At 71.4% G+C, this 17,641-nt stretch carries 16 protein-coding genes; 7 read left to right on the top strand and 9 right to left on the bottom strand.

The annotated features are described in order from the left end of the window. The first annotated feature begins 6 nt into the window (after positions 1-6). Positions 7-528: a YbhB/YbcL family Raf kinase inhibitor-like protein gene (locus ASF23_RS10925; protein ID WP_055952930.1), complete on the top strand. Its 522-nt coding sequence runs from the start codon at positions 7-9 to the stop codon at positions 526-528. A 164-nt stretch (positions 529-692) separates the two neighbouring features. On the opposite strand, the gene ASF23_RS10920 is transcribed toward ASF23_RS10925, so the two are convergent. Further along, positions 693-2,984, bottom strand: coding sequence for a polyribonucleotide nucleotidyltransferase (locus ASF23_RS10920; RefSeq protein WP_055952927.1), 2,292 nt, complete (start codon positions 2,982-2,984; stop codon positions 693-695). Positions 2,985-3,359: 375 nt separating this feature from the next. On the opposite strand from ASF23_RS10920, the gene ASF23_RS10915 reads away from it, so the two are divergent. After that, the gene (locus ASF23_RS10915) at positions 3,360-4,607 is read left to right on the top strand and encodes a lytic transglycosylase domain-containing protein (RefSeq protein ID WP_055952924.1); all 1,248 of its coding nucleotides are present in this window, start codon (positions 3,360-3,362) and stop codon (positions 4,605-4,607) included. A gap of 55 nt (positions 4,608-4,662) precedes the next feature. On the opposite strand, the gene ASF23_RS10910 is transcribed toward ASF23_RS10915, so the two are convergent. From ASF23_RS10910 to ASF23_RS18570, 5 genes are all read right to left on the bottom strand, one after another. Beyond that, positions 4,663-5,343 carry a CE1759 family FMN reductase gene (locus tag ASF23_RS10910; protein ID WP_055952921.1) on the bottom strand — a complete coding sequence of 227 codons (681 nt, stop codon included), beginning with the start codon at positions 5,341-5,343 and terminating at the stop codon, positions 4,663-4,665. Then, complete coding sequence (locus tag ASF23_RS10905) at positions 5,340-6,443, bottom strand: LLM class flavin-dependent oxidoreductase (RefSeq protein WP_055953318.1); 1,104 nt, start codon at positions 6,441-6,443, stop codon at positions 5,340-5,342. Before ASF23_RS10905 ends, ASF23_RS10910 begins: the two co-directional genes overlap by 4 nt. A gap of 316 nt (positions 6,444-6,759) precedes the next feature. Continuing rightward, positions 6,760-7,029: a 30S ribosomal protein S15 gene (gene rpsO / locus ASF23_RS10900; protein ID WP_055952918.1), complete on the bottom strand. Its 270-nt coding sequence runs from the start codon at positions 7,027-7,029 to the stop codon at positions 6,760-6,762. Between the two features lie 123 nt (positions 7,030-7,152). Then, entirely contained in the window at positions 7,153-7,989 is an 837-nt protein-coding gene (locus tag ASF23_RS10895; protein WP_156364456.1) for a nuclease-related domain-containing protein, read from the bottom strand. Between the two features lie 146 nt (positions 7,990-8,135). Next, on the bottom strand, positions 8,136-8,573 hold the full coding sequence (locus ASF23_RS18570; RefSeq protein WP_055952913.1) for a VanZ family protein: 438 nt from the start codon (positions 8,571-8,573) through the stop codon (positions 8,136-8,138). Positions 8,574-8,787: 214 nt separating this feature from the next. Between ASF23_RS18570 and ASF23_RS10885 the strand changes: the two genes are divergently transcribed. The 3 genes from ASF23_RS10885 (at position 8,788) to ASF23_RS10875 (ending at position 11,350) form a co-directional block, all read left to right on the top strand. Further along, on the top strand, positions 8,788-9,912 hold the full coding sequence (locus tag ASF23_RS10885; RefSeq protein ID WP_082474032.1) for a glycoside hydrolase family 6 protein: 1,125 nt from the start codon (positions 8,788-8,790) through the stop codon (positions 9,910-9,912). Between the two features lie 105 nt (positions 9,913-10,017). Beyond that, a complete protein-coding gene (locus ASF23_RS10880; protein ID WP_055952907.1) occupies positions 10,018-11,058 on the top strand; it encodes a M4 family metallopeptidase in 1,041 nt (346 codons plus the stop codon). Between the two features lie 19 nt (positions 11,059-11,077). After that, positions 11,078-11,350: a protealysin inhibitor emfourin gene (locus ASF23_RS10875; protein WP_055952904.1), complete on the top strand. Its 273-nt coding sequence runs from the start codon at positions 11,078-11,080 to the stop codon at positions 11,348-11,350. A 58-nt stretch (positions 11,351-11,408) separates the two neighbouring features. Here the strand turns inward: ASF23_RS10875 and ASF23_RS10870 are convergent, their stop codons facing one another. Genes ASF23_RS10870 through ASF23_RS10860 form a run of 3 tightly spaced genes read right to left on the bottom strand, consistent with a single transcriptional unit; the run spans position 11,409 to position 15,010 of the window. Next, on the bottom strand, positions 11,409-13,739 hold the full coding sequence (locus ASF23_RS10870) for a HelD family protein (RefSeq protein ID WP_055952901.1): 2,331 nt from the start codon (positions 13,737-13,739) through the stop codon (positions 11,409-11,411). 57 nt (positions 13,740-13,796) lie between these two features. After that, a complete protein-coding gene (locus ASF23_RS10865) occupies positions 13,797-14,639 on the bottom strand; it encodes an aldo/keto reductase (protein ID WP_055952898.1) in 843 nt (280 codons plus the stop codon). Next, entirely contained in the window at positions 14,639-15,010 is a 372-nt protein-coding gene (locus ASF23_RS10860) for an FKBP-type peptidyl-prolyl cis-trans isomerase (RefSeq protein ID WP_055952896.1), read from the bottom strand. The genes ASF23_RS10865 and ASF23_RS10860 overlap by 1 nt, the downstream gene beginning before the upstream one ends. Before the next feature lie 56 nt (positions 15,011-15,066). Between ASF23_RS10860 and ASF23_RS10855 the strand changes: the two genes are divergently transcribed. Both ASF23_RS10855 and ASF23_RS10850 read left to right on the top strand, forming a co-directional pair. Beyond that, positions 15,067-16,398 (top strand): MFS transporter, encoded by a 1,332-nt coding sequence (locus ASF23_RS10855; RefSeq protein ID WP_442855026.1) that lies wholly within the window; start codon positions 15,067-15,069, stop codon positions 16,396-16,398. Positions 16,399-16,545: 147 nt separating this feature from the next. Further along, positions 16,546-17,640, top strand: coding sequence for a YihY/virulence factor BrkB family protein (locus ASF23_RS10850; RefSeq protein ID WP_055952893.1), 1,095 nt, complete (start codon positions 16,546-16,548; stop codon positions 17,638-17,640). The last annotated feature ends 1 nt before the right edge of the window (position 17,641 follow it).

Here is a 17,641-nt window from a genome sequence, read left to right as displayed (position 1 = left end):
GTCGGCATGACCAACGACCCCAACTGGCGCCTCCCCGAGGTGCCCACCTTCACCCTGACCAGTCCGGACTTCGCGGACGGCGATGTCCTCCCGACCTCCGCACGCGGGGCTGACGTCGGCGGGTCCGACCGCTCCCCTGCGCTGCAGTGGTCCGGCGCACCCGAGTCGACGAAGAGCTTCGTGCTCACCGCCTACGATCCCGATGCCCCGACCGGGTCCGGGTTCTGGCACTGGGCGGTGTCGGACATCCCCGCGTCGGTGACCTCGCTCGACGCCGGGGCCGGCACGGGGACGCTGCCCGACGGCTCGACCCGGCGCCGCAACGAGTACGGCACCGACACCTTCCTCGGTGCCGCTCCCCCGGCCGGACACGGCTCGCACCGCTACTTCTTCACGGTGAGCGCCCTCGACGTGCCGACCCTCGAGGTCCCCGCGGACGCGACGCCCGCGGTCGTCGGCTTCATGCTCCGAGAGCACCTCGTCGGACGCGCGCAGCTGATGGGCACGCAGGAGACGCCGGCGTCCTGACCCGTCCCGACGCGTCGCGGCCCGTGTTCTGAACACCCTCGTCCATCACGAACCCGCCGATCCGCGTGTTCACCGCGGACGCCCGTGTTCAGAACACCCGCCGCCAGCAACGCGGAACGGCCGCCCACCCCGAGGGGTGAGCGGCCGTTGCCGTACGGGAGCGATCAGCTCTGGACCGTCAGGTCCTCAGACTCCTCGGTCGCTGCGCTCGAGTCGGTGTCGGCCTCGTCGGCGACCACCGGGGCGAGCGAGAGCTTGCCGCGGTCGTCCACCTTGGTGACCTCGACCAGGATCTTCTGGCCGACGCCCAGGACGTCCTCGACGTTCTCGACCCGCTTGCCGCCGGCGAGCTTCCGCACCTCGGAGACGTGGAGCAGACCGTCGCGACCCGGGAGCAGCGAGACGAAGGCACCGAACGTCGCGATCTTGACGACCGTGCCGAGGAACTGGTCCCCGATCTCCGGGTTCGTCGGGTTCGCGATCGCGTTGACCTGCGCACGCGCGGCCTCGGCGGACGGACCGTCGACGGCGCCGATGTACACGGTGCCGTTGTCCTCGATCGAGATGTCGGCGCCGGTCTCGTCCTGGATCCCGTTGATCGTCTTGCCCTTCGGGCCGATCAGCTCGCCGATCTTGTCGACGGGGATCTGGACGCTGATGACGCGCGGCGCGGTGTCGGCCATCTCGTCGGGGGCGTCGATCGCCTCGGTCAGCACGCCGAGGATGGCCGAGCGGGCCTCCTTGGCCTGCTTGAGCGCGGCGTCGAGGACCGACGACGGGATGCCGTCGAGCTTCGTGTCGAGCTGGATCGCCGTGACGAACTCGCTCGTGCCGGCGACCTTGAAGTCCATGTCACCGAGGGCGTCCTCGGCTCCGAGGATGTCGGTCAGCGCCGCGTAGCGGGTCTGGCCGTCGACGGTGTCCGAGACGAGGCCCATCGCGATGCCCGCGACCGGGGCGCGCAGCGGCACACCGGCGTTGAGGAGCGACAGCGTCGAGGCGCAGACGGAACCCATCGAGGTGGAGCCGTTCGACCCGAGGGCCTCAGACACCTGACGGATGGCGTACGGGAACTCCTCGCGCGACGGCAGCACCGGCACGAGGGCGCGCTCGGCGAGGAAGCCGTGCCCGATCTCGCGACGCTTCGGCGAACCGACCCGGCCGGTCTCACCGGTCGAGTAGGGCGGGAAGTTGTAGTGGTGCAGGTAGCGCTTCTTGGTGACCGGGCTCAGGGAGTCGATCTGCTGCTCCATCTTGAGCATGTTCAGCGTGGTGACGCCCAGGATCTGGGTCTCACCGCGCTGGAAGATCGCGGAACCGTGCACACGCGGGATCACGGCGACCTCGGCGTCGAGCGGACGGATGTCCGCCAGGCCGCGGCCGTCCATGCGGACCTGCTCGGTGAGGATCCGGCCGCGGACGACCTTCTTGGTCACCGACTTGTAGGCACCGGACACCTGGCCGTTGGCTTCGGCGGGGAGCTCCCCGGCGGTGACCTTGGCCGCGACGGCGTCCTTGACGCGTGCCTTCAGAGCGTCGTCGGCATCCTGGCGCTCGATCTTCGCAGCGATCTTGTAGACGTCGCCGAGCTCGGTGAGCGCGGCGTCCTCGACGACCTTGTAGACCTCGTCCGTGTAGGGCAGGAAGACCGGGTAGTCCTGGATCTCCTTGGCCGACTGGGCAGCCATCTCGGCCTGGGCCTCGACGAGGAGCTTGAGGAACGGCTTCGCCGCCTCGAGGCCCTGCGCGACGACGGCCTCGTCGGGCTTGGTCGCACCGCCCTGGATGAGACCCCATGCCTGCTCGGTGGCCTCGGCCTCGACCATCATGATCGCCACGTCCTCGTTGCCGGCGTCGTCCGTGACGACACGGCCGGCCACGGTGAGGTCGAAGACGGCCTCCTCGAGCTGCGTGACGGTCGGGAACGCGACCCACTGGTCGGCCGTGCCGCCGTTGCCCGGGATGAGGGCGAGGCGGACACCGGCGATCGGGCCGGAGAACGGCAGACCGGAAATCTGCGTGGACGCGGATGCGGCGTTGATCGCGAGCGCGTCGTAGAACTCGCCCGGAGCGATGCTCAGGACGGTGATGACGATCTGGACCTCGTTGCGGAGACCGTCGACGAACGACGGGCGCAGCGGCCGGTCGATGAGACGGCAGACGAGGATCGCCTCGGTGCTCGGTCGGCCTTCGCGGCGGAAGAACGAGCCGGGGATCTTGCCGGCGGCGTAGGAACGCTCCTCGACGTCGACCGTCAGCGGGAAGAAGTCGAAGCCTTCACGCGGGTGCTTGCCGGCGCTCGTCGCGCTCAGCAGCATCGTCTCCTCGTCGAGGTACGCGGCGACCGCGCCCTGGGCCTGCTGCGCGAGCCGGCCGGTCTCGAAGCGGACGGTGCGGGTGCCGAAGCGACCGTTGTCGATCACTGCCTCGGCGAACTTGATCTCGGGACCCTCCAAAAGGGTGCCTCCTTGTGCTCCATGTGCGCGCGGGGAATGCGCGCTCGGTGTGCCAGGCGCCGGTGTCGGCGCCGGAGCCACTCGAGGCAGGGCGGTTGTCGAGGACACGTTGCGTGCACGTGCGCTCCCACACGACGCGGGACGCATGCCTGGCCAGCAGTAGAAGCACACGGACACCGGTTCCGGATGCCACCACCGATGACCAGCTTCGTGCCGGCCTGCTCGAATGGTGTTGCTTGTGGTGGTACGTGAGGGCGAACGATGGTCCGCCGACGCCAGAACTCTACCATCCGAGGCCTCGCCGACCGGGGATCGACCACCGGACACGCGCGAGGCGCTCCGGAGGTTCATCGACGGCACGGCTACCCTGACCCCATGCGTCACTCCCTCACCACGCGTGCCGCGTCCTCGTCGCGTGCGTCCCGACGTCGGCGCCGCGGAACGGTCGTCATGACGATCGTCGCCGCCGGCGGACTGCTCGCGTCGCTCGTGAACCCGTTCTCCGCGGCCGCTCCCGCGCAGGCGGTCGACTACCCGTCGTGGTCGGACGTGCAGGCGGCGAAGGGCAACGAGGCGGCCACGCAGGCCGAGGTCGGCCGTGTCCAGGACGCGCTCGCGGGACTCCAGGCGACCGCGGCGCAGAAGTCGTCCGAGGCCCTGACCGCGAGCGCCGCTGCCGCCGAGGCCGACGCTCAGCTCCAGGCCGCGACGCAGACCGCCGACGACCTCACCGCCAAGGCCCGCGTCGCGTCCGAGACCGCCGAGCGTGCGAAGGACCGTGCAGGCCAGCTCGCCGCGCGCCTCTACCGGTCGGGTGACACCGACACCGTGACGACCAGGATCGTCGGGTCGGACAAGCCGCAGGACCTGCTCTACCAGCTCGGCACGCTCGACCAGCTGTCCACCACGTGGGCAGGCGTGATGAGCGACGCGTCGGTCGCCGCGAACACCGCCACGTCGCTGCACGAGCAGGCCGCCCGTGCCGAGGGCGCCCGGAAGTCCCTCGCCGCAGCGGCCGAGTCGGCATCGCGGTCGGCGGACCAGGCGGAGGCCTCCGCGAAGTCCGCGGTGGCGACGACGAAGAGCCACAGCGACGAGCTCTACTCCCAGCTCGCGTCGTTGAAGGACACCACCGCGAACGTCGAACAGCAGTACGCCGTGGGCCAGGCGGTCGCCGCGCAGGCCGCAGCGGTCGCACGGGCGAACCAGGCCGCGGCGATCGCCGAGGCCAACCGCGCCAGGACCACGTCCGTCGCCTCGTCGGGCGGCGGCGGCGGGAGCTCCTACCCGGACCCGAGCGGGGTGACCGTCGACCCGGCCGGGGCGAAGGCCTACGCCAGCTCACAGCTCGCCGCACACGGCTGGGGCCAGGACCAGATGTCCTGCCTCGTGTCGCTCTGGACGCAGGAGTCCGGCTGGCGCGCGAACGCCCTGAACTCCTCGAGCGGCGCGTACGGCATCCCGCAGGCGCTCCCGGCGCGCAAGATGGCGGCCGCCGGCGCGGACTGGCTGACCAACCAGGACACCCAGATCGACTGGGGCCTGGCGTACATCAAGAGCTCCTACGGCACCCCGTGCGGGGCGTGGAACCACGAGATGAGCGTCAACCCGCACTGGTACTGAGCCGACTGGCGGCTCGGCCGGTCCGACGCGCCCACGGGCCGAGTGCGGGCGTCGACTAGGTGCCGAGCGCGTCGAGCAGGCTGCCGAAGTCGGTGACGGTCGGCGATGCGTCCGGCGCCGAGACCGCCCGGCGTCGTGAGGTCCGGACCCCGTGTGCGAGGTCCTCGCCGGCACGCCGGATGCGCGACTCGAGCCCCGCCGCATGCTCCGCACTCCCCCAGTCGTCCGTCGCCGCGAACACCGCCGTCTGGGCGACGGCCGCCCGCAGGTAGGCGAACACCGGGCGCATGCCGTGGTCGACCGCGAGCGAGTGCCGCGCCGAGCCGCCGGTCGCCCCGAGGAGCACCGGCATGTCGACGAGGGCATCCGGCTCCAGGACGTCGAGGAAGGACTTCGCGAGACCGCTCATGCCCGCCGTGAAGACCGGCGCGACGAAGACGACGGCGTCGGACTCCACGACCTCGGCGATCGCCGCGCCGAGCGCCGCGGGGGCGAACCGGGTGAGCATGGTGTCGGTGATCTCGTGCGCCAACGGGCGCAGGTCGACGTGCACGACGCGGGTCGGGCCTCCCGTCCGGTGCGTCCCGTCGGCCGACGTCCGGAACGCACCGGACGTCTCGGACTGGAGGGACGGCCCGGCCAGCGCGGACACGGTCGCGTCCGCCAGGCGGTCGGCGAGCAGACGGGACGACGACGGCTCGGAGAGCCCCGCGGAGACGACGGCGATGGTGGTCACGCGGCGACCTCCTCGGCCACGGCGGATGCCTGGGCGGCCGCGACGAGGGATGCATGGGTCGGTGCGTCCGGGACACCCGCGGCGCGACGGGCGGCGAACTCCTTGCGGAGGACGGGGACGACCTCCTCGCCGAGGATGTCGAGCTGCTCCAGCACCGTCTTGAGCGGCAGGCCCGCGTGGTCCATCAGGAACAGCTGGCGCTGGTAGTCGCCGACGTACTCGCGGAAGCCGAGGGTGCGGTCGATGACCTCCTGCGGGCTCCCCACGGTGAGCGGCGTCTGGCTCGTGAAGTCCTCGAGGCTCGGGCCGTGGCCGTAGACGGGGGCGTTGTCGAAGTACGGCCGGAACTGCCGGACGGCGTCCTGCGAGTTCTTCGCCATGAACACCTGCCCGCCGAGGCCGACGATCGCGTTCGCGGCCGGGCCGTGGCCGTGGTGCTCGAAGCGCTCGCGGTACAGGCGGACCATCTGCGCGGTGTGGCTCGCGGGCCAGAAGATGTGGTTCGCGAAGAAGCCGTCGCCGTAGTACGCGGCCTGCTCAGCGATCTCGGGTGTGCGGATCGAGCCGTGCCAGACGAACGGGGCGATGCCGTCGAGGGGCCGCGGGGTCGACGTGAAGCCCTGCAGCGGCGTCCGGAAGTGGCCCTGCCAGTCCACGACCTCCTCGGTCCAGAGGCGGCGGAGCAGCGCGTAGTTCTCGATCGCCAGGTTGACGCCCTGGCGGATGTCCTGGCCGAACCACGGGTAGACGGGGCCGGTGTTCCCGCGGCCGAGGACGAGGTCGGTCCGGCCGTCGGCGAGGTGCTGCAGCATCGCGTAGTCCTCGGCGATCTTCACCGGGTCGTTCGTCGTGATGAGCGTCGTCGACGTACTGAGGATGATCCGCTCGGTCGTCGCGGCGATGTACCCGAGCATCGTGGTCGGTGAGCTCGGGACGAAGGGCGGGTTGTGGTGCTCCCCCGCGGCAAAGACGTCGAGGCCGACCTCCTCCGCCTTCTGGGCGATGGTGACCATGGCACGGATGCGCTCGGCCTCGCTCGGGGTGTGGCCGGTCGTCGGGTCGGTGGTGACGTCCCCGACGGTGAAGATGCCGAACTGCACGATGTGCTCCTCGCTGTTCAATGCGTTTGCATGTACATCGTACTGCAACCCGTGCGCCGGTCGTGTATTCCCGTCGAGGACGTCCCGGAGCCAGACGACGACGGTGACCGCTCGACGAGAAGTGTCGAACTGTCGGGTCGGCCGGCGCACCCGACAGTTGGGCACTTCTCGTCAGCGCTCGGCCTGGGCTCGCCCGGACATGCAGAACGCCCCGCCTCTCCGGAGAGAAGCGGGGCGTTCGTGTCAAGACAGGATCCCTCGCGGGGCGAGGGCTCTTCTGATCACCGGGTGCTGTGCGCCCGACGCGAGTCGATGACTAGCGGCGCAGGCCGAGACGCTCGATAAGCGCACGGTAGCGGTTGATGTCGACGTCGGAGAGGTATCCGAGCATGCGACGACGCTGACCGACGAGGAGCAGCAGACCACGACGCGAGTGGTGGTCGTGCTTGTGCTCCTTGAGGTGCTCGGTGAGGTCCCGGATGCGCTGGGTCATGACCGCCACCTGGACCTCGGGGGATCCCGTGTCGCCCGGGTGGGTCGCGTACTCTTCGATGATCGCCTTCTTGACGGTCGGTTCGAGTGCCATAGGTGATCCCCTCTCTGCTTGTTGCGCGGTGCCGCACACCGAATGTGTGGGCGCTCTTGATCCGCGGCCGTTGGACGGCAACCTGACGAGCTTAGCAGAGCGACGGCGAATCCGAGCCGGGGTTCACGACCCGGTGACCGCGGTCACCATCGCCATGAGGCCCGGGATCGCGGCCACCGCCAGCACGGCACCACCGGCGAGTGCAGCGCAGCCACCACCCGCCCAGGCGAGACGCACGATCCGGGCGATCCGGGCCTCCCGTTCGATCGCGGCGAACCGCGGGACGACGCCCTCGTCCTCCGGTGCGGCGTGGTCGATCCACGTCGACCCGGAGGAGAGTGCACCGGCGAGCGCCCAGACGGCGTCGTGGCCGAGGACCTCGGGCATCCGTCGGAGCGTCCGGACGAGTCGCCTGGCGTCGAGCACGAGCACGTCCTCGGGCGCCGACCGGATCGCGACGCTCGCCGGGTCGACCACGGCGACGATGCTCGTCACCGGGGTGACCGGGAGGGTGCGCTGCGCCATCGTCCGCACGACGCGGCGACGTTCGCTCCGAGCCACCCGCACGAACGGCTCACGGTGACCGTTGACCATGACGGTGTCGCCGGCGACCCACACCCTGGCGTCCCGGAGGTGCTTGGTGTTGATCGCGACGACGCCGATCGGACCGACGACGAGGTGGTCGATGTCCGTGCCCGACTCGGACACGGGCACCGAGTGCAGGACGACGTACTCCGGACCGAGCGCGTCGAGCAGACGTGCGGTGATCCGCTCGCCGAGCGCCCCGACGTACCACGACCTGGCGTCGGGTGCGACGGCGTGCACGCCGAGCACCCTGGCGATGCGTCCGCGGGGGTGGCGGGCCGCCTGGTGCCGGATGCACTCGGCCATGAGCGCCTGCCCGGGCACGCGCCGGGTCAGGTCGTCGAGGTCCGGTGTGGCCTCGGATGGTGCGGTCACGGTGCTCCTCGCGGGGGCCGCACTGATCACGGCTCCTGCGCCCAGCTTGGCGGGCGTGGCCCGCACCGGGCCAGTACCAGAACGGGTGGCACCCGGACGCGGTGGTGTCGCGACGAGCCCGCGTCGGCCGGGAGGCGCGGCTCGGCTCAGGCGGTCCGCAGGCCCGGTCGACGGCGCGGCACCGCGTTCCGCACGACACCGATGAACGTCGCGCCGAGGATCCCACCGAGTCCGTTCGAGAGGACATCGCGCGGGTCGGCCACCCGGCTCGGCAGGGCGACGTGCTGCGTCCACTCGATGCCGACGGAGAGCCCGACAGCGAGGACCGCGGCGACGAACCACGCCCGACGCGGCAACCACATCGCACCGATCGCACCGATCGGGACGAACATGGCGACGTTCGCGAGGAACTCGGCCCGGTCGTAGGTCAACCACGCGGTGCTCTCGTGCCCCTGGGCGAACCGCAGCACCGTGGCGACGAAGTGCTGCCCCGAGTTCGTGAACACGTGGGGTGTGAGCGTCATCCGCCACAGCACCCACGCGTATCCCGCCGTCAGCAGGAGGAGCAGGAGTTTCCGGAACATCGAGCCAGTGTCGCGTACCGATCTGGCCGACCCCTGTGCCGGTCCTGCACGGAGGCTGGTCACCCGACGACCGAGGTGCGACAGTAGGTGCACGGATCCGCGACGGCGCGGCTCCCGCCAGCGCCCACCGGCTCCGGCGGCACAGCTCGCAGCCCGCGAGGGTCCCGTCCGGCGTCGTCCGACCGATGCACGACAGCCCGCGGAGGACTGCTCGATGTCCCACAGCCCAGCCCGTCCCGGCGGAGACACCCGCCCGGACGAGTCGATGCCGGACGATCCGGTGGTCGGCAGCGTCCACCGGCGTGGGGCACGGCGGCAGTGGACCGCCCTCGGCGCGGTCGCGGCGGTCGTCATCGCGATGGTCGTCGTGGTGGTCACGGTCGTGCTCCCCCGCACCGAACCCGGAGGTCCCGTGTCCGAGCCGTCGCCGTCCCGCTCGATCATCGCCAGGAAGTCCGCCGCCGCGGCGTTCCCCGGCGGCCTCGCGACCCAACCGTCGGCGGAGAACCAGCCGGGCCGCCAGGCCGCTGCGGCGCGCGACCGTGGGGACACCGCGGCCGCAGCCGAGATCGACCAGATCGCCGCGCAGCCGATCGCGACGTGGCTGACGAGTCGATCGACCGCCGCGAGCGTCCGGACCGTGCACGCCGTCGTCGAGAACGCCGCAGCGCAGGGCAGGACCCCGACGTTCGTGCTCTACAACGTGCCGGACCGGGACTGCGGGAGCTACTCGAAGGGCGGTGTCTCGACCGCCGAGTACGTGCCGTGGGTCCGTCGTGTCGCCGCGGCGATGCGCGGCTCACACGCGGTGGTCCTCGTCGAGCCCGACGCGATCGCGCAGATCTCGAACTGCAAGCGCCTGGAGACCGGGCGGCTGCCGCTCCTCCGGAAGGCCGTCGACGCCCTGAGCGGGCACGGCCTCACGGTGTACCTGGACGGCGGCAACGAGAACCGCGTGCCGATCGCCACGATGGCGGAGCGGCTCCGCGAGGCCGGGGTCGACCGGACGCAGGGGTTCTTCACGAACGTGTCGAACTTCTACGGGGTCGATCCGGAGCGGGCCTACGCTGATGCCCTGGCGGACCGGATCGGCGGCGATCCGCACTTCCTGATCGACGTGTCGCGGAACGGGCAGGGCTGGCGCGGGACCTGGTGCAACCCCGAGGGCGCCGGCCTCGGGCAGACGCCGAGGGTCACCGGCGGCACCACCCGGCTCGATGCACTGCTCTGGGTGAAGACCCCCGGGCTCAGCGACGGCACGTGCAACGGTGGTCCGGCGGCCGGGCAGTGGTGGGAGTCGTACGCGCTCGACCTCGTCGCGAACCGCAAGCGGGCCTGACGCCGCGAACGGGCCTGACGCCGCGAACGGTCCTGACGCCGCGAACTGGCTGCGAAGACGTCGGGGACCGCCACCACTGTCAGCGGTCCGGCGCACAGTTGGCCCATGAGGCACTCCGTCATCCCGCCGTACATGCTCCAGGCCATCGCCGACGCGGGCGAGCCGAGGTTCCCACGCGCCGCCTCCGCGGCGCGGACGGCCCTCGCCACGATGGACTCGGTGACCGCCGCCAAGCGCGTCGGCGGTCTCCGTCACGCGGCGGCGACCCCGGCGGCGTCGAGTTCGCCGCAGCGCAGCATCTCGGACGCGGGGCACACCGAGACCCTCCCGGGGACGCTCGTCCGGTCCGAGGGCTCCGCGGCATCCGGCGACCCCGCGGTCGACGAGGCCTACGCGGGGCTCGGCGACACGCACGCCTTCTACCTCGACGTGTTCGGTCGGGCGTCGATCGACGGGGCGGGGCTCCCGCTCGACGCCAGCGTGCACTACGGCCAGGGCTACGACAACGCCTACTGGGACGGCTCCCGCATGGTGTTCGGCGACGGCGACGGCGAGGTGTTCAACCGCTTCACCATCGCGGCGGACGTCATCGGACACGAACTCACCCACGGCGTGACGCAGTACACCGCGAACCTGACCTACCAGGGCCAGTCGGGCTCCCTCAACGAGTCGATCAGTGACGTCTTCGGGTCGCTCGTGGCGCAGTACACCCTCGGGCAGACGGCGGACGAGGCCTCGTGGCTCATCGGCCAGGGACTCTTCACCCCCGCGGTGCAGGGCGTCGCCCTCCGCTCGATGAAGGCCCCCGGGACCGCCTACGACGACGACGTCCTCGGCAAGGACCCGCAGCCGGGCACCATGGCCGGCTACGTGGAGACCCAGGACGACTCCGGCGGTGTGCACACGAACTCCGGGATCCCGAACCACGCCTTCTTCCTCGCCGCCACGGCCATCGGGGGCAAGGCCTGGGAGGGCGCCGGGGCGGTCTGGTGGGACGCCCTGACCTCGCCGGAGGTGACGGCGTCGATCGACTTCGCAGGGTTCGCCCGCGTCACGGTGACCGCGGCGGGAGCGCGCTTCGGCGAGGGCTCGTCCGCGCAGTCCGCGATCGAGGACGCCTGGCGGACGGTCGGCGTCCTGTCCTGACCGGGCGTACTGTGCGGGCATGGACATCGTCGTGCGTCGGACCGGAGGGGTCACCGGCATGACCCGCACATGGCGGACGACCAGTTCGGACATCGACGACACCGCGGACTGGGACGCCGTCGTGAGCGAGCTCCGCGACACGGTCGTCGCCGACCCGAAGTCGCAGGTGCGGGATGACTTCGTGTGGACGATCACCGTGGACACGGCGAGCGTCACGGTTCCGGGTTCCGCGCTCGCTGAGCCCCTCGCGGGACTCGTGCGCAAGGTCTGCGCCCCAGCCGCACTCGGGTAGTCATCGATCGCCCGGAGCCGACGCTCAAGGCCCCGCCGACACGGACTGGAGGGACGGGTCAGGCCCGCACCGTCCCTCCAGTCCGCTGACCGGTCGGGTCCGCGACCCGCTCGGCCACGTCGAGCACGACGAGCCGACGCGTCGGGCGCGTCATCGCGACGTAGACCGCCGCAGCGGCGCGCGCGGCGTCCGCCCCGACGCCGTCCGGGTCGACGAGCAGCACACCGTCGAACTCGAGTCCCTTCGCCTCGGCGCCCGTGAGCACCGTGACGGACCCGGCGCGAGGTGACCCGAGCGTGCGGACGTCACCGGTGTCCGCCGCGAGCGCTGCGCGGACGGCGGCGACGTCCGCATCCGGCACGATGACGCCGATCGTGCCGGTGCCGATCGCGGTGCGCTCCTCGGCGACCTGCTCGACGATCCGTGTGAGGAGGTCCCGGCGGGTGACCGCGACGTGCTCGACCGGGTCGCCGTCGCGGACCGCGCGGGTTTCGGTGACCGCGAGCCCGGCGGCCTCGGCGAACCGCCCGGCCTCTTCGACGATCTCCCGCGGCGTGCGGTAGTTCACCGTGAGGTACTCCACGCGGTGCTCGATCGGCACCAGCGGCGCCCGACCACGACGTCGCCGGGCGAGCGCACCGACGACGTCGTCCCACGTCCGTGCCGCCGCCGGTGAGGACGCCTGGGCCATGTCGCCGACGATCGTGAACGACCGCAGCGGGTTCCGACGCGCCAGGACTCGCCACTGCATCGGCGAGAGCTCCTGCGCCTCGTCGACGACGATGTGCCCGTAGGTCCACTCGCGGTCGTCCGCAGCGCGCTCGGCGGTGCTCCGGTCGTCCCCGCCCTCGGCGAAGGCCCCGGCGACCTGCTCCGCGGACACGATCCCCTCGACGCCCATGTTCTCGATCGCGATCCTGGCGTTCTCGACGTCGCGCTTCCGGCCCGCCTTCGCCTGCCGCTTCGCCGCGCCGCCGGACGGGTCGTACGGGCCGAGGAGCTCAGCGGCCTCGTCGAGGAGCGGGACGTCCTCGACGGTGAACCCCGCACCGCGCTCGCGTCCGAGCAGCGCCCGGCGCTCAGGAGTCCAGTGCTCGGTCAGGGAGGCGAGCCAGTTCGGCCTGGCGTAGAGGTCCTCGACGAGCTTCTCGGCGGTGAGCGGCATCCACGCCCCGTTCAGCAGGACCCGGACGTCGTGCGACGACCGGATGTCCTCGCGGAGGACCCGCTCGTCGGACTCGTCGATGGCGTTGCCACGCTCGCGGATGACGTCGGCGAGTGCACGAGTCAGGGCGTCGAGCGCGATCTTGTTGAACGTGACCCGCGCTGCGTTGTGCGCCTTGCCCCGCTCCTGCGCGCGGCGCATGGCGTCGGCCACGAGGGAGGGCGGCACGACGAGCCGCTCGCCCTCGATGTCGAGGGTCGTCGGTCCGGTCGGCGGGATCTGTCGGGAGCGGACCGCACGGCGCAGCAACTCGGCGATCTCGGCGGAGCCCTTGAGCGCCGCGACCCGTGCGGTGTCGTGCCGGGTGGCGTCGAGCCCCGGGTAGAGCGACCCGAGCGACGCCATCACGACACCGGTCTCCCCGAGCGACGGCAGGACCTGCTCGATGTAGGTGAGGAACGCCGACGACGGCCCGACCACGAGCACACCGGAGCCCCTGAGCCGCTCGCGGTAGGAGTAGAGCAGGTACGCGGCCCGGTGCAGCGCCACGGCGGTCTTGCCGGTCCCCGGGCCGCCCTGCACGATGAGGACGCCCTCGAGCGGCGACCGGATGATGCGGTCCTGCTCGCCCTGGATCGTCGCGACGATGTCGGTCATCCGTCCGGTGCGGTCCGCGGAGACGGCGGCGAGGAGCGCGCCCTCACCCTGCAGGTGCGTGCGGTCGCTGTCGTACAGCGAGGCATCGAAGACCTCGTCCTCCACCCCGACGACCTCTCGTCCGGACAGGGTCAGGTGGCGCCGGGCGCGCATGCCCATCGGGTACGCGGCGGTCGCCTGGTAGAAGGCGCTCGCCCCCGGGACCCGCCAGTCCAGCAGGAGCGGCCGGTGGTCGGCGTCGCGGAGACCCACGCGACCGATGTACCGGAACGCGTCGTCGGGGTCGTCCGGATCGGCGACGTCCAGCCGACCGAAGACGAGTCGGTCGCCGACACGCTCGAGCGTGGCGATGGTGTCCTCGTAGAGCCGTGCGTAGGCGTCGCGCTCGCTGCGGCTCTGGTGGTTGCCGCCGACCGAGACGCGACGGGTGTCGACGAGTCGCTCACGGGCGTCCACGGTCAGCGCGTCGAGCCGGGCGAAGAGCCCGTCGACGTACGTGCGTTCGCGGTCTATCTCGCTGCCACTGGTGCTCTCGCTGGTACTGACGAGCTCAGACGAATCAGTCACGCACAACCCTCCGGGACGGGGTGACAAGTGTACTGCCCCGCCCCTGGAGGGTCGTTCCTACATCTCTTCGTGCGTGTCCGGGTCCGCGTCCCAGAGCCGGCCGCGCTCGAGTCCGGAGATCGCGGTGACCTCGTCGTCGGAGAGCTCGAAGCCGAAGACGTCGAGGTTCTCCCGCTGCCGCTCCGGGTTCCCCGACTTCGGCACCGGGAGCGCACCGATCTGCACGTGCCACCGGAGGACGACCTGGTTCGGCGTCACCCCGTGGGCCGCGGCGATGTCGGTGATCACCGTCTCGCCGACGAGCGTCCCCTGGGTGGCGAGCGGACTCCAGCTCTCGGTCACGATGCCGTGCCGGGCGTCGACCGCACGCTGCTCGCCCTGCGGGAAGTAGGGGTGCAGTTCGATCTGGTTCACCGCGGGGGCGACACCGGTGGCGTCGATGATCCGCTGCAGGTGCGCCCCGGTGAAGTTCGAGACGCCGATCGACCGGACCAGGCCGCGGTCCCGCAGTTCGACGAACGCCTTCCACGAGTCGACGAACTTGTCGACGGACGGGTTCGGCCAGTGGATGAGGTAGAGGTCGACGTGGTCGAGACCGAGGTTCCCGAGGGACTCCTCCATCGACCGGAGCGTCTCGTCGTACCCGTGGTGCCGGCCGGGGAGCTTCGTCGTGACGAACAGCTCCTCGCGCGGCACGCTCGACGCACGCACCGCCGCGCCGACGGCGTCCTCGTTGCCGTAGTTGAGCGCGGTGTCGAGCAGTCGGTATCCGCTGTCGATGCCCGCGCCGACGGCGGCAGCACCCTCGTCGCCGTTCAGCCCGTACGTGCCGAGGCCGATCGCCGGGAGTCGGTTGCCGTCGTTGAGCTCGAGTGTCGGGATCCCCGCACCGGCCGTCATCAGCGGACGCCGAGCAGGTCGATCACGAAGATCAGGGTCTTGCCGGACAGGGGGTGTCCGCCGCCGGCAGGGCCGTAGGCGAGCTCCGGCGGGACGACGAGCTTGCGGCGACCGCCGACCTGCATGCCGGGGATGCCCTCCTGCCAGCCGCGGACGAGTGCCGCGAGCGGGAAGTCGATCGGCTCACCGCGGCTCCACGACGAGTCGAACTCCTCGCCGGAGTCGTACTCGACGCCCGCGTAGTGCACCTTGACGGTCGATCCGGACTGCGCCTCGTCGCCGTCCCCGGAGACGATGTCGGTGATCACGAGGTCGGTGGGTGCGGGGCCCTCGGGGGCGTCGAACTCGGGCTTCTTGGTGAGATCAGTCATGCGGATCAGTCAACCAGACCCCCCGTGTCGTCGGTGTCCGACAGAATGGTTCCACCGTGACACCACCTCCCGCCGACGACGGCACCACCGCCCCGCATCGATCCATCTTCGCCGACCTCACCCCGATGCGCCGGTCGCCGGCCTTCGCCAGGCTCCTCATCGGCAGCTCCGTGGCCGGCATCGGCACGATGATGACCTCGGTCGCCGTCGGGCTCGAGGTGTACGACATCACCTCCTCGACGTTCGCGGTGTCGCTCGTCGGTGTGATCGCCCTCGTCCCGATGATCGTCGCCGGGCTCTACGGCGGCATGCTCGCGGACGCGTTCGACCGTCGGAGCGTCGCGCTCATCTCGGCGGTGCTGGCCTGGGTCTCGACCGCGCTCATCGCCCTGCACGCGTGGCTCGGACTCGACAGCGTCGGGCTGCTGTACGTCCTCGCGACCGTGAACGCGGTCGCCGGCACGGTCATCGGCGCCTCGCGGTCGGCGATCATCCCGCGGCTCATCGGCACGGACCTGCTCCCCGCCGCGAGCGCCCTCAGCGGGATCGGCTCCGGCCTCGCGGTCACGGTCGGCCCGGCGGTCGCGGGTGTGCTCGTCGCCGCGGTCGGGTTCGCCCCGACCTACACGATCGACGTCGTGCTGTTCAGCTTCGCGTTCATGGGCATCATCACCCTCCCGCGGATGGCGCCGGAGCACACCGTCCAGAAGCCCGGACTCGGCAGCCTCGTCGAGGGCGCGAAGTTCCTCCGGAGCTCACCGGCGATCGGCATGACGTTCGTGCTCGACATCATCGCGATGACCTTCGGGCAGCCGCGTGTGCTGTTCCCGGCGATCGGTGCGCTCGTGATCGGCGGCGGGTCCATCACCGTCGGCGCGCTCACCGCGGCCTACGCGATCGGTGCCCTCGCGTCGAGTGTCTTCTCCGGTCGGCTCGGGGGTGTGCGACGGCAGGGCGCCGCGGTCGGGTGGGCGATCACGGTCTACGGTGCCGCGATCGGGGTCTTCGGCATCGTGATCGCGCTCGCGCACCTGCTCGGCGGACGCGCGGGCGACAGCTTCACGACGGGGATCCTGCCGGCGCTCGGGTTCGCCGCGCTGATCCTCGCCGTCGCCGGGGGTGCGGACAACGTCAGCGCGGTGTTCCGCGGCACCATCCTGCAGGCCGCCGCACCCGACGGCATGCGGGGACGGCTCCAGGGGATCTTCACGGTCGTCGTGACGGGCGGACCGCGCGTCGGCGACCTCTACGCCGGGCTCGTCGTCGCGATCGGCATCGCCGTCCCGCCGATCGTCGGCGGGATCGCGATCATCGTGCTGGTCGCGCTCGTCCTGCGTGCGGTGCCCTCGTTCCGCCGGTACGACGCCGCGTTCCCGTCCGCGCGCTGACCCGCGCTGGTCGACGGGCGCGCACCCGCAGGACGGGAGGGACGGGGCGGCCCGGCACCGCGCCTCCCGTCCGCGCACCCACCGGACCGGAGGGACGGGGCGGCCCGGCACCGCGCCTCCCGTCTCTGAACCGGTACCTTTGCACCTGTGCAGGAGTCCCCGATCCGCGACCTCCAGCGCGCGGGGTTCCGCGCGGTGGTCCGCCGGACGACCCATCAGGTCATCCGGCACCGCGTCGTGGACGCCGCAGCCGCACTGACGTTCTTCGCCACGCTGACGGTGTTCCCCACCGCACTCGCGGTGGTGTCCGCGGTCTCGATCCTCGACCGGGGCAGCGACACCATCGACGACATCGTCCGGCTCGTCGGTGTGATCATCCGGCCGGAGACGGCGCAGCACCTCGAGACACCGCTCCGGCAGCTCACGCAGCTCGACAACCCGTGGCTCGCGTTCGCGGTCGGCCTCCTCCTGACGCTGTGGTCGCTGTCCGGGTACGTGACCGCGTTCGGTCGGGCCCTCAACACCGCCTACGAGGTCGAGGAAGGCCGGCGGATCTTCAAGTTCCGCAGCATGATGCTCCTCGTCACGATGCTCATCATGGTCGGTGGAGCCATCGCCATCGGCATCCTGCTCGGGACACCGGGCGTGGCCGCGGCCGTGATCGACGAGATGCGCTGGCCCGGCTGGTTCGCACTCGTCTGGAACGTCGGCAAGTGGCCGGTGCTCCTCGTCACCCTCGTCGTCATGGTGGCGGTGCTCTACTACGCGACGCCGAACGTCAGGACCCCGCAGCTCCGATGGGTGTCCGCCGGTGCCGCGTTCGCGATCGGCACCTGGGCACTCGCGACGTTCGGCTTCGTGCTCTACGTCGAGACGATCGGGTCCACGAACCGGGCCTACGGCTGGCTCGGCGGCGCGATCCTGCTGCTCGTCTACCTGTACATCTCGAACTTCGTGCTCGTCGTCGGCGGCGAGCTCGACTCCGAGGTCATCCGGCTCCGGCAGCTCCTCGCCGGCATCGACGCGGACACGGTCATCCGGCTCCCGCTCCGCGACGTCCGCCGGAACTTCGCGCTCGCCCGGTGGCACGACGCCGACGTCGCCGCCGCGCACGAGGTACGGATGGCCGCCGCCGAGCTGCCGGACCCCGAACCGGACGTGGCGCAGGCCGAACAGCACCTCCGCGACGTCGCGAAGCAGGTCCGCGTCGGTGCCGACGAGCAGCCGCTGCCGTCCGACTGAG

This window comes from Curtobacterium sp. Leaf261 (assembly GCF_001422205.1).
GTDB lineage: Bacteria > Actinomycetota > Actinomycetes > Actinomycetales > Microbacteriaceae > Curtobacterium.
Note: the sequence above shows the minus strand (reverse complement) of the source record. Positions and strands in the feature narration are given on the sequence as shown.